We start from the raw sequence: 12,537 nt of genomic DNA on the forward strand, positions 1-12,537 counted from the left end.
TAATAAGATACTTTGATGAAGAGTACAATGAAAAAATAGATAAATTAAAATATTTCGATAACTATAGTGGTGAGCGTGTTAAAAAAGAGGAGATTGAAAGTATAAGACTCAAGGCTAGAGAAAGAGCTAAGGGGTATAAAGCAAACCTCTATTTGGACGAAACAACAGTTGAGTTTTTTAGAGGGTACTCGACTAATTTATAAAATTATTTTATAGATCATGCCTTTTTAGTTTCCAATTCATAGCTATCAGTGAGTCAAAAGGCTCACTGATAGCTATGAATTATTTATAAGGGCGAGATCGCGAATTTTTTATTCAAAAAGATCGGTTTGAAGATCACGAGAATGTTCATAGTACTTACGCCCGAGGACGATTTTTTTGGCTAAGGCCAATATTTCGTTTTAAGTGTAAAGCTCTTTTCCAAGTGTTGAGTGTGTACTCTAAATATTTACCACCCAGTGAGTGATGCAACACCCGCTGGGCGGTAGCATTCCTTAGCTTTAAAACGTTATGCTATCTGTCGGTCTAAAATCACTATCTGCTGGACACTGCCTTATGATGCGTCATAAAACGATTATCCAAGTTATACTTTTAAGCATATCGATGAGTATCCTCACCGGTTGCAAAGAAAAGGCGATAAACCCTGAAGGTGATATTCCTTTATTCAAGGACTTCATTGAAAAGAATATTGATAAAGTAGCCGATGATCCTTATATATCCAGCACAGTTCGTCCTGAAAATGAAATGTATGATGTGTTGCTTGATCTACAACGAGGAACGCCTTGGAGCAAAGAAGAAGAAGATCGATTTAATCGCCTTATAGAGAAAGGGAATGCTCATGCAACGATTCTATATTCGCGATTAACATTGAATGATATCTCAGAAAAAAGTGTCGTAGTATCTCGTCTAGCGAAGCTAATGAGCGAGGGAAATCCTTATGCAGCTTATTGGCTTTCTAATAGAAGCTATCGCTGTCGAGCACACCTAGGCTCGAGTAGTCTTGGTAATAAAGTAGCGAAAGATCTTGGCTTAGATACCTCCTATGAAAATAAATACTGCACTGAGGAAATTTACCAAAAAGCAGTCGAGGGATTNATTTAATCGACTTATAGAGAAAGGGAATGCTCATGCAACGATTCTATATTCGCGATTAACATTGAATGATATCTCAGAAAAAAGTGTCGTAGTATCTCGTCTAGCGAAGCTAATGAGCGAGGGAAATCCTTATGCAGCTTATTGGCTTTCTAATAGAAGCTATCGCTGTCGAGCACACCTAGGCTCGAGTAGTCTTGGTAATAAAGTAGCGAAAGATCTTGGCTTAGATACCTCCTATGAAAATAAATACTGCACTGAGGAAATTTACCAAAAAGCAGTCGAGGGATTTAAAAAACTCGCAGCGGAAGGCGATCTTCGTGCTCAGTACTTTTTGCTAAAAGAAAAAGGTCTTGATAAATCTGTAGAAAAGCGTGAAGAATATATTAAAGAAGTGGTTCGATTCGCAGAGGATCATTATTATAAGCCATTAATGGACTATACATATTCACTAAGAAAACAATCAAAAAAGGGTAGAGTGTTCAGTACAGAGAAGTTAAAAAACTTATCACTTAATCTCTTCAGAGTAGCAAGCAATAATTATTATATACCTGCGATGAGTAAGTTAGTGTATTATGAAAGAGATAATGCTGTTCTTTTTGATAGGTTGAAGAAATCAGGTGGCCGGAATTATTTTTGGGCTATGGCATTTGATAGAAGCAATGAGTTAACAACTAGAGATAAATACTGCCATGCTGTGTTATTCGAGAAGATATATAAAGATATGGACTTTTACGGTTTTGACAGTGATTGGCCTAAGAAAGGTGATTACGATGAAAGTATCTGCGAGACAGATAGGGAAATTTCTGAAATGAAGCCGATGATTTATATGGATTATTTCACTAGGATCGATAATTGGGGCCAAGGGTGATTTTCGTTCGGCTGATACTGGAGTTTCCCGAAATTAAAGAATTTCTTCCCCGTCTTGATGTGATATCCTAAATATCCCGTTCAGTGAGTGATACAACACTCGCTGGGCGGTAGCATTCCTTAGCTTTAAAACGTTATGTTATCTGTCGGTCTAAAATCACTATCTGCTGGACACAGCCTTATGATGCGTCATAAAACGATTATCCAAGTTATACTTTTAACCTTATCGATAAGTTGCCTCATAGGTTGCAAAAAAAAGGCGATCAACCCTGAAGATGATATTCCTTTATTTAAGAGCTTTATTGAAAGGAACATCGATAAAGTAGCCGATGATCCCTATATATCGAGTACAGTAAAGCCTGATGATGAGATTTATGACTTGATGCTAATGCTGCAGCGTGGTGATTGGAGTCAAACAACTTGGGATGAGATGGACTCTTTGATGAATAAGGGCGTAGAGAATGCCAAAATAATCTATGCACGTACAAAAATAGATGAAATTTATAAACGAAGTGAAGCCACTACTATACTGACTGAATTGATGAGAAAAGGAAATCCTTATGCGACTTACTGGCTATCTAATAAAAGTAACTTATGTCTTTCTTATCTTTCATCAGAGTATTTTGGCAATAAAGTAGCAAAAGAACTTGGCTTAGACACCTCTTACGAAAATAAATATTGCACCGAGGAAATCTATCAAAAATCGGTCGAGGGGTTTAAAAAACTCGCAGCGGAAGGCGATCTTCGCGCTCAGTACTTTTTGCTAAAAGATCAAGGCCTTGATAAATCAGTAGAAAAACGCGAAGAATACATTAAAGAAATTATTCGATTTGCAGAGAGTCACTATTATAAACCATTGATGGACTATCTGCATACATTAAAGAAACCAAGTCGTAGAGGACTAGAGTTTCGCACTGAAGAATTTAGAGAGCTCGGCCTAGATCTGTATAGAGTTGCGAGTAATAATTACTATACACCTGCAATGAGTATATTGATGGCTTATGAAACAGATAATCATACTCTTTATAAGAGAATGAAGCAGTCCGGTGGCCGTTATTACTTCTGGGCAATGGCTATAGACAGAAGTGACGAGTTGACCGAGAAAGAGAAATACTGCCATGCTGTGTTATTCGAGAAGATGTATAAAGATACGGACTTTTATGGTTTTGACAGTGATTGGCCTAAGAAAGGTGATTACGATGAAAGTATCTGTAATATAGATAAGGAAATTTCTAAAATGAAGCCAATGATTTATATCGATTACTTCACTAGGATCGATAATTGGGGCCAAGGGTGATTTTCGTTCGGCTGATACTGGAGTTTCCCGAAATTAAAGAATTTCTTCCCCGTCTTGATGTGACATCCTAAATATCCCGTTCAGTGAGTGATACAACACTCGCTGGGCGGTAGCATTTTTTAGTTCTAAAAAGTTATGGTATCTCTCGGCCAAAACATCACTATCTGTTGGACACAGCACTATGATAAGTCATAAAACAACTATCCAAGTTATATTTTTAAGCTTATCGATAAGTATGCTTACCGGTTGTAAAGAAAACGAGCCTCTACCTGGTGACCCTTGGCAGGTTTCTGTGGTAACGCCTTCATTTTATCCCATTAAAATCACGCAAGCGTATGGTGTAAATGAAGAGCAAGACTGGACAATGCCGATCCATGGTCTCTCTCAATCGATGAGAAAAAGCCGCATAAATTATGTCCGTACCGTGTTTCCTGATTATGATGGGTTTGGTTTTCCTTTATCATCTTTGACCGCTGTTAATGGACGCCAGGTGGGATCTGCGAATAAGCACTTACCAGATAGCATATATATATTGGACCTCATTGATTAATATGCGGTTTTTTGTGACTAAGTATGACCTTCCTCAGAAGGTTAAGGAAATAATGGCGAAAGGGGTTAGCTTTGAGCGATATGATGGCTCTTTAGGTTACTGCTTTCGGACTGAATTTTTCTTTGGCATGCTACCCAATGGAAAAGCCAAGGTGTGGTTGGTTGGTTGTGATCAACTTATCTATTTGGCAGAGTTGGAGCCAGCACGAGAGAAAGATCGTGACCAAAATGGTGCAACGGCTGATGTATATAGGCGGGGATCTAAGCCCGATAAAGCAAAACAGCGTGGAATTGATGCAGGTGTATCGACTGTCCCAATCCCATGAGAGAAAGTTGGCAAAGTCTATAGCAGGGACACCGTCGAACAGCTCAGTGAGCAGTAATGTTGGGTGACTCGACGTGCGTTCCGGCAGTTTGTATACGCTCAGTGATATGCCAAGCAACTTTTTGCTTGGCTTGGCAAGAAGTTGCTTGAGGCGTGCAAAAAATTGGTCAGAAAATAATTAACTGTCTGATATATAACGAATTAAAAGTTGGCATGAATCTAGCTTGCTAGTAGGGCTAGACAGCAAGAGTCGCTGTTGAAACTCAAATCAAAAAAATAGAGGAGCGATTATGCCAACGCCATGTTATATCTCGATTGAAGGTGAAACCCAGGGTTTGATCACTGCCGGTGCCTGCACAGCTGATTCAATCGGTGATGCATTCGTTGAAGGTCATGAAGATGAGATGCTGGTACAGCAGTTTGATCACAATGTCACTGTTCCAACTGATCCTCAGTCTGGTCAGCCATCAGGACAACGTGTTCACAAGCCATTTAAGTTTACCGTGGCATTGAATAAAGCTGTTCCATTGCTTTACAACGCGCTGTCTTCAGGCGAAAAAATGTCTACTGTGGAGCTGAAATGGTACCGCACGTCGATTGAAGGTAAGCAAGAAAACTTCTTTACTACCAAACTCGAGAGTGCGTCAATTGTTGACATCCACTGTGAAATGCCACATTGCCAAGATCCGGCTAAATCTGATTTCACTCAGAATCTCACCGTATCTATGTCTTATCGTAAGATCACCTGGGATCACGTTAACGCGGGTACGTCAGGTTCAGACGATTGGCGTAAGCCTATTGAAGCCTAAGGGCTCATTATGTTGCGTCGGCATATTGCCGGCGCTTCATCATTTGTCTAGCGTGCTTCAGTCATTAGTCTGAGGAGTGCTAGACAAGTGTTCACTGTTGCGGGAACAAGATTCGGGAGACATCATGGCGAAATTACGTTTTGAATTTAGCGTCGAGGGCTTAGAGCCAGACACGTTTGTGGTCAGAGAGTATCAGGGCAATGAATCTCTCTCTGCTGCGGCGTTCGATCAGCAAGCTTGCAACGGGTTTCGTTATTCGATTGCTTTGGCGAGTCGTGACCACTCACTTACTCCAGACCAAGTGGTGGACTGCCAAGCAACGCTTTCCCTCTACCGTAATGAGCAGTGTGAGCGTCGTGTCAGTGGCATTGTGCGTCAATTTTCTCAAGGGGATATTGGCCATCATCACACTTACTATGATATTGAATTAGTCCCCGATATTGAGCGCTTGTCGCTACGTCAAAATAGCCGTGTTTTCCAGCATCAAACGGTTCCGCAAATCATTTCCGTGCTTTTGCAGGAAATGGATATCACGGATGTCGGCTTCGGACTGACAAAAGAATACGCTGAGCGTGAATTTTGTGTTCAGTATCGAGAAACAGATCTGGCGTTTTTCCATCGAATCGCCGCAGAAGAGGGGCTCATCTACTGCTTTTTATGGAAAGAGGGAAAGCAGCTTTTATACATTACTGATTCACCTTTCGCTCTCCCAGCTCTAGAGCAGCCGATTGCCCACAACGCGCAGTCAGGGGCGGTAGTGGATGAGCCGTATATCCGTGCGATAGAAAAACGCACGCGCATTGTTCCCTCGTCGTTGGCAATGAAAGACTATAGCTTTAAAAAGCCGAGTTATAGTTTTTTGCAACAAGTAAACACAGCAGGCATCGATTATCAACGCCAAGATTATGAGGTTTATGATTTCCCAGGCAGATATAAAGATGATGCCCAAGGCAAACACCTAGCGCAGGTACGGCAAGAATTTCTGGTGCGTGATAAAGTCACCGCGGACGGAAAAAGTAATCATTTTCTTGTACAGGCGGGGCATGCATTTGAAATGCAAGATCATCTCGACCGTACCATGAATCAAAAATGGCAAGTGGTGCGCGTTCAGCATTACGGCACCCAGCCACAAGCGGTCGAAGAAGAAGGCTGTTCTGGCGCTACCACTTATCATAATCAGTTTACCGTGATTCCGGCCTCCACCTCGTGGCGGGCAACCCCGCACCCTAAGCCACAGGTGGACGGCCCCCTTATCGGTATTGTCGTCGGCCCCGAAGGTGAAGAAATATTCTGTGATGAGCATGGTCGGGTGAAAGTGCATTTTCCATGGGATCGGTATTCAAATGGTGACGAACAGAGTAGCTGTTGGATCCGAGTCTCTCAGGGCTGGGCAGGCAGCCAATATGGCATGATGGCTATTCCACGTATTGGGCATGAGGTGATTGTATCGTTTTTACATAACGATCCAGATCAGCCGATTATCACAGGACGCACTTATCACGCAACGAATATACCCCCTTATACGCTGCCTGCGGATAAAACCAAAACCGTGTGGCGCAGTGAATCGCATCAAGGAGAAGGGTATAACGAGCTAACATTCGAAGATCAATCGGACAGTGAGCAAGTGTACTTGCATGCACAGCGTGATTGGCAATCCGATGTGGAAAATGATGTCATTACTCAGATAAGGCATGATGAGCACCAAAAAACCGCCCATGATTCTTTTTCTAGAGTGGCGAATAACCAACATGTTACCGTCGATAAGCAAGCAAGAGAGCGAGTGAAAAAGGACGCCACCTTTGAGGTTGATGGTGGTATTCATGAAAAAATTAATAACCGTTTCGCGGCCACCGCCGGACGTGAGGTGCATCTAAAAGCGGGCACAAATGTCGTGCTTGATGCTGGCACAGAGATTACCGTATCGGCCGGTGGTAGCGTCATGAAAGTGGATGCTGCAGGCGTGCACTTATTAGGGCCTGTGATAAATCTCAATGCAGGTGGAAGTGCGGGGAGTGGATCGGGTTACCAGGGTAAACAACCGGCCTCACCACGCGCAGTGAAGAAGCCCTAATCATATTCGCAAGTTCATAAGAATCGAGGAAAACTATGCCAAAAGCTGCACTGGTTGGCCATATTGGTACCGCCCATGATGGCTTTCCGCCTACGCCCATTACTGCGGGTTCACCAACGGTAAAGATTGATGGGATCCCAGCGGTACGCAAAGGCGACCCACTGGCTCCCCATAGTAAGCCTAAGCATCCACCGCATGGTCGGTCAGTAAATGCTGGGTCTGGTAGCGTCAACATTGATGGAAAGCCGGCTGCACGAATTGGTGATGCAATAAGTTGTGGCGGCGTAATTTCAGGAGGTTCGAGTGTCAACATTGGTTAAGCCGTCACGATTAAAAGTCAGTTTTTGTACCCTTTTGCTTGTTATCAGTGGACAGGCTTTCGCCGAGCAGGTTGAAATAGAGGCGACGCCGTTTGTGTCATTGGAGCCGGTAGAGAAAATTGCCGATGACTATGATATCCAAGCGATGACACCGGAAGCACTGTTTGAACATGGCCGTTTGTCACGTGCGCAATTCCATTATCAACGCGCAGAGAAGTATCTGCGAGCGGCTGCCGATCAAGGTAATGTGCCTGCGGCTTACTTGTATGCAGTTCTGGTGAGTGATGATGGCAAGAAACTCGCGTATTCTCCTGAGGCGCAGCAATATCTCACTCAGGCTGCACGAGAAAGCTACATCCCAGCCATGAAGCTATTGGTTGAAGAAGGTGAGTGGTTGTCAGCCAACCATCGCACGATATGGCGTCACAAGTACGAAGAGGCCTTGGATGCCTGGTATAAAGATGCCCCTGAAGAGGCAGCCTTTAGTTTATACCAGTACACCGCTTCCACAGATAAACAAAAAGCTGAGGTCTATCTCGAAGAGGCCATTGCGGCAAACGATGTCGATGCGCTATTACACAAAGCATCACAAATAGAAACGGCGCAGCGCGGCTTTTATCTTTTCCCTAGCTCTCGCCTGGATGCGGCTGCTGAGGTGAAAAAGCAAATTGCCAATGCTGGGGGGATCCCTGGAACGAAGAGTTTATACCGTGACTTTATTCGCCGTGGAGAAACTCCTAAAGCCGTTGAGTGGCGTGAAAAAGCGATAGAGCAGGGCGATCTCATGTCCTTGGCGGCGTTAGGTCGCGTATATACAACAAATTATGCACCTGATGATGAAAAGTATATTGATGGTTTGGTGTATCTCTCCGCATACCTGGATGTGGTTGGTCAAGGGCGATTTGTCGACCTAAGGGATCAAGCGATGGCACAGTTTGAGCTGGCGTCTTCTCGGGTGTCTAATGAGGTCCTGAAAGATGTGGAGAAAAACGCGGCAGAGCTACGAAAAACCCACACCTTCTTTCACTACGATCGATATTGGCAAAAAACAGCCACGAACACAGAGAAAGAAGCAGATCCAACAAGCTAGCTGGGTAGAGGTTTGATAATTTAGCTCCGGCGAAGACTTTAGCGGCCGTAATCGAATCATTGCTTCTCGATTCGATTGCGGCCGTTTTCTTTTGCGAGATAGAGCGCGGTATCGGCACGTTGAATGATACTGTCTTGTGTATCACCTGCCGAGAAGCCCGTATAACCGATACTGATGGTACAGCGTATGGTTTGTCCGTCGACGTGAATTTCTTCGCCATGTACGCGCTCGACCAAGCGCTTTAGTACAACCTCAGCACCACTCAAATCCGTTTCAGGAAGCAAACAGAGAAATTCCTCTCCGCCCCAGCGACCGTATATGTCATTAGTCCGTGATTCTTCCCGCACAATATTGCCGAAGCGTTGTAAGGCGATATCGCCTGCCCGATGACCAAAGGTGTCATTTAAGCGTTTGAAGTTATCGAAGTCTACGATCGCCAGCGTCAAGGGGTTGTTGTACCGTTCGCAGCGTGCCAGCTCTTGAACGAGAGCGTTGCTGAGGTAATGGCGGTTATAAAGTTGCGTTAATGAGTCAGTATTCGCTTGTATTTCAAGCAATTGTTGCGCTTGTTCGAGTGCTTCCCAGTCTCGTAGACGCGCCAGCTCGTGACCGACCCATTCGGCAAAAAGTCGTACCAGTTCATAGTCTTGCGAAATAAAGGGGCGAGTGGGTTCAGGGCTTGAAAAATTTAACGTGCCATAGCGCTCGCCATCAATAAAAATGGGGGCACCGATATATGCTTCGAGGCCGAAATGTTCGTAGCAGGGGTGGGCTTTGATATCGCTTTGCGAAACATGGTGGAACCCTTGCGCCTCATTGGCCTCATAGACGTGACAACAGTATGTTTCTTTTAGATCAAACACCTGTCCAGGCTGCAGGGCGTCATCAGGATGCTGCGCATATTGTACGGTATAACGCTGACCATGAATGTGGCTGAGTATACCGATAGGCAAATTAAAGTGTTTACAACCGAGAGAGAGAATACGCTCTACGCGCCGGCAAAAATCCAAATTGCGTGCTGACGTGATTGAGTGGAGCTGGTTGAGCGCGGATTCTACTTCTACGCGGGTGCTAATGTCTTGAATAAAAGCCACATACATGGTGACAACTTGTTGCTCATCGCACACTGGCCCACCATGTGTTTCGCCTAAAAACACATGGCCATCGGCGGTCTTATATCTCACCACATAAGCATCGTAGTATGCGTGAACTGAGTGGGTGTTAAAACGATCTTTGCCCGTTGCGGTAAAGTCTTCTTGCTCGGCGTAAAGGATGCGCGTGCTAGCGCCTTTTACGTCCGCTAGGCTGCAACCAAATAGGGCTTCTGCTTCGGGGTTTAATAGTTGTATACGGCGATTTGTATCAGCAATAACAACCGCCGTATCGAGATGGCGAAAAAGCGAGGGCAGTAATGTGACAATATGCTTGTACTGGTCAATGGGCTGATTCACTGCTGGGCTCTGTACGTCTATTTGGCTTAGACTAAGCGTAGTACAAATCCCAGCAGCTCGCGCTCGCTGAGGAGATTAGGCGGAGAAACAGGTTATACCGTGAAGGTAAATACGTTAGCCATCGACATCGCAATATTGTTGTCGTAATACGCTGCTTCATTAATGAAGTGCGGATAGGCCGTGTAGTCGCCTTGCCATGTTAATTCTTTGCCATCAAAACACATAAACAGTGGGTCACCGGGCTTTATCGGCTGAAAGTCTTTGTCTTGAACGTGTTGGTGCACCATACCAATACGTTCCCCATGCTCATTTTGTGGCAAATGCAGTGTCTCTTTGTAACGATACGCGGTGACGCTTTTAGGCAGTGCTGGCACCTTATCAATATTAAACAGATGCACGAAGTCCAAAATGTGTGTCGTCATTTCTTGCATCGATTCCATTACATCATGACGCAGTACCGATTGGGGCTGTGGGCCTACCTCAACGATCACCCCTTGTTTGCCGATCGAGCATAAAAATGCATGCTGAATAGGTTCAATATGATCTTCGACTAAGATGATGGCATCGGGCATACGCTCACTAATATAAGCGGCGAGCTGCTTATTGAACGTATCAAGTGTCAAGAGTATCAGTGTGGGTCCCATGTTGCTGGTGGTGTTATGCAGGTCGATAATAAAATCGACGCGCGGATCCCCTTTAGGGCCTAATTGTTGGTTGAGGGCTTTAGCGCGACTTTGCTCATAGTTTGCCAAGCTGTAGTCAGCCAGCAGTTTAGGATCGAATTGGCGGTTAAGGTCGCAGTCTAGATAGCGTTTGTTGGCGCTATAAGCAGGGGGGTTCGCAAAGACATGTTCGGTGGAAAAACTATCGCGGGCTGTGATTGCTGGGTTGGATTGCCACTGTTTTAGTGCGTAAACACCGCTAAACTCATTACCGTGGGTGCCACCAACAATAGCAACGTTACTAAACCGACTCATGAAAGCTCCTGATATGTGAAGAATAATCGCATGGATTTGTCTATTTAGACAGCTTAGCACTAACTACTCGATAGGTTAATAGCATAATTTTTCTTTATTAATGCTTTTCTATTCACTTGATCGCGAGTTGGTAGTGGAGGTCCTATGCTTTTTCGAGTCAGTTCACACTTCAGCTGAGTGGAAATCGTTAGCCTAGCGGAAGACGATACAAAGAGGTGAACAATGAAAACGGTATTTCCTGAGCATTTTTTATGGGGTGGCGCGGTAGCGGCTCATCAAGTTGAGGGGGGATGGGATTGCGACGGTAAAGGCGTCAGCATTGTGGATGTGCTGACCAAAGGTGCCCATGGTACACCGCGCACAATTACCCAGCGTGTTGAAGAACATGAAGCCTATCCGAACCATGATGCTGTGGACTTTTATCATCGCTACCGTGAAGACATTGATCTCTTTGCGGAGATGGGTTTTAAGTGTTTTCGCACGTCTATCGCGTGGTCGAGAATATTTCCTCTTGGTGATGAGCTCACGCCGAATGAAGCGGGCCTTGCCTTTTATGATGACCTTATTGACTACCTATTAGAGAAGGGGATTGAACCTGTCATTACGCTTTCTCATTTTGAGATGCCCCAGCACCTTGTCACCCAATACGGGGGCTGGGCTCATCGAGATGTGATTGAGTTTTTCGTGCGGTTTTGCGAGACCGTAATGACTCGCTATCGCGACAAAGTCTCCTATTGGATTACCTTTAACGAGATCAACAACCAGCTCAACTGGGACTATCCGCTATTTGGCTATTGTAATTCAGGTGTGGTTTTTACCGAGCACGATCATCCCGAACAGAGACTCTATCAAGTGCTACATCATCAATTCGTCGCCAGCGCCAAAGTGGTGTCTCTAGGGCATGTGATTAATCCGGATTTTAAAATAGGTAGCATGATCCACATGATGCCGTTGTATCCGGCGAGTTGTCACCCTGATGATATGTTGGCGTCACAGCAAGCGATGCGTGACAAATATTTATGCAGCGATGTGCAGTTGCGAGGCCACTACCCACACTATATTTGGCCGCAATGGGCCAGCAAAGGGATCGAGGTCAATATGCATCAAGAGGATGCAACGATTCTTAAAAACGGCTGTGCGGACTTTTTGGCGATCAGCTATTACATGACGAATATCGTAGATGCCAACCCGCCAGAAGAAGATGAAAATGCTTTATTCAGTGCAAGCCGATTGAATCCGCATCTACCCGCTTCGGACTGGGGCTGGCAAATTGATCCCAAAGGTTTACGCTTTGCGCTTTCTGAGCTGTATGAGCGTTACGAAAAACCGATTTTTGTGGTGGAGAATGGGCTTGGCGCGACAGATAAGCGTGAAACCTCAGGGGAAATCAATGATGATTACCGAATCAGCTATTTATCACAACATATTGAGGCGCTCGCGGATGCCATTTGGCAAGATGGCGTTGAGGTGATTGGCTATACGCCATGGGGCTGTCTCGATTGTGTGTCCTTTACCACGGGCGAATACCGCAAACGCTATGGTTTCATCTACGTTGACCGTCATGATGATGGCAGTGGCGACTTTTCTCGCCATCGTAAAAAGAGCTTTTACTGGTATCAAAACGTGATTAAGAACAATGGTTTGATAGAGTAAAGGCTCTGGTAGAATCGCAGTAAGACGAGAAGG

The 12,537-nt window shown here is 44.7% G+C and carries 10 protein-coding genes and 1 pseudogene; 9 read left to right on the plus strand and 2 right to left on the minus strand.

What is annotated here, in order from left to right; translation table 11 throughout:
- The 8 genes and pseudogenes from BZG20_RS16015 to BZG20_RS14605 form a co-directional block, all read left to right on the plus strand.
- The coding region (locus BZG20_RS16015; RefSeq protein WP_158010046.1) for a hypothetical protein at positions 1-203 on the plus strand (203 nt) is incomplete at its 5' end.
- A gap of 1,004 nt (positions 204-1,207) precedes the next feature.
- Entirely contained in the window at positions 1,208-1,963 is a 756-nt protein-coding gene (locus BZG20_RS14575) for a hypothetical protein (protein ID WP_077579458.1), read from the plus strand.
- 180 nt (positions 1,964-2,143) lie between these two features.
- Positions 2,144-3,259: a hypothetical protein gene (locus BZG20_RS14580; RefSeq protein WP_077579459.1), complete on the plus strand. Its 1,116-nt coding sequence runs from the start codon at positions 2,144-2,146 to the stop codon at positions 3,257-3,259.
- Positions 3,260-3,494: 235 nt separating this feature from the next.
- Positions 3,495-4,134: pseudogene (locus tag BZG20_RS14585) on the plus strand (DUF2931 family protein).
- A gap of 289 nt (positions 4,135-4,423) precedes the next feature.
- Positions 4,424-4,942: a type VI secretion system effector Hcp-2 gene (gene hcp-2, locus BZG20_RS14590; RefSeq protein ID WP_077459225.1), complete on the plus strand. Its 519-nt coding sequence runs from the start codon at positions 4,424-4,426 to the stop codon at positions 4,940-4,942.
- 124 nt (positions 4,943-5,066) lie between these two features.
- Positions 5,067-7,013 carry a type VI secretion system tip protein TssI/VgrG gene (tssI, locus tag BZG20_RS14595; RefSeq protein ID WP_077579460.1) on the plus strand — a complete coding sequence of 649 codons (1,947 nt, stop codon included), beginning with the start codon at positions 5,067-5,069 and terminating at the stop codon, positions 7,011-7,013.
- Positions 7,014-7,048: 35 nt separating this feature from the next.
- Positions 7,049-7,333, plus strand: a complete 285-nt coding sequence (locus BZG20_RS14600) for a type VI secretion system PAAR protein (RefSeq protein WP_077459223.1) — start codon at positions 7,049-7,051, stop codon at positions 7,331-7,333.
- Entirely contained in the window at positions 7,317-8,423 is a 1,107-nt protein-coding gene (locus tag BZG20_RS14605) for a sel1 repeat family protein (protein ID WP_077579461.1), read from the plus strand. The genes BZG20_RS14600 and BZG20_RS14605 overlap by 17 nt, the downstream gene beginning before the upstream one ends.
- A gap of 56 nt (positions 8,424-8,479) precedes the next feature.
- Here BZG20_RS14605 and BZG20_RS14610 read toward each other — a convergent pair whose 3' ends face one another.
- Both BZG20_RS14610 and BZG20_RS14615 read right to left on the minus strand, forming a co-directional pair.
- On the minus strand, positions 8,480-9,874 hold the full coding sequence (locus BZG20_RS14610) for a diguanylate cyclase (RefSeq protein ID WP_077579462.1): 1,395 nt from the start codon (positions 9,872-9,874) through the stop codon (positions 8,480-8,482).
- A gap of 92 nt (positions 9,875-9,966) precedes the next feature.
- Positions 9,967-10,851, minus strand: a complete 885-nt coding sequence (locus BZG20_RS14615) for an aspartoacylase (RefSeq protein ID WP_077579463.1) — start codon at positions 10,849-10,851, stop codon at positions 9,967-9,969.
- A gap of 222 nt (positions 10,852-11,073) precedes the next feature.
- On the opposite strand from BZG20_RS14615, the gene BZG20_RS14620 reads away from it, so the two are divergent.
- Positions 11,074-12,504 (plus strand): 6-phospho-beta-glucosidase, encoded by a 1,431-nt coding sequence (locus tag BZG20_RS14620; RefSeq protein WP_077579464.1) that lies wholly within the window; start codon positions 11,074-11,076, stop codon positions 12,502-12,504.
- Positions 12,505-12,537 lie beyond the last annotated feature (33 nt).

This window comes from Salinivibrio sp. IB868 (assembly GCF_001995655.1).
Classification (GTDB): Bacteria; Pseudomonadota; Gammaproteobacteria; order Enterobacterales; family Vibrionaceae; genus Salinivibrio; species Salinivibrio siamensis.

Bases quoted from the DNA above. Each gene is read 5' to 3' on its own strand.
- tssI (WP_077579460.1), top strand. From the start codon at position 5,067: ATGGCGAAATTACGTTTTGAATTTAGCGTCGAGGGCTTAGAGCCAGAC.
- BZG20_RS14620 (WP_077579464.1), top strand. From the start codon at position 11,074: ATGAAAACGGTATTTCCTGAGCATTTTTTATGGGGTGGCGCGGTAGCG.
- hcp-2 (WP_077459225.1), top strand. From the start codon at position 4,424: ATGCCAACGCCATGTTATATCTCGATTGAAGGTGAAACCCAGGGTTTG.
- BZG20_RS14575 (WP_077579458.1), top strand. From the start codon at position 1,208: ATGAGCGAGGGAAATCCTTATGCAGCTTATTGGCTTTCTAATAGAAGC.
- BZG20_RS14600 (WP_077459223.1), top strand. From the start codon at position 7,049: ATGCCAAAAGCTGCACTGGTTGGCCATATTGGTACCGCCCATGATGGC.
- BZG20_RS14615 (WP_077579463.1), bottom strand. From the start codon at position 10,851: ATGAGTCGGTTTAGTAACGTTGCTATTGTTGGTGGCACCCACGGTAAT.
- BZG20_RS14580 (WP_077579459.1), top strand. From the start codon at position 2,144: ATGATGCGTCATAAAACGATTATCCAAGTTATACTTTTAACCTTATCG.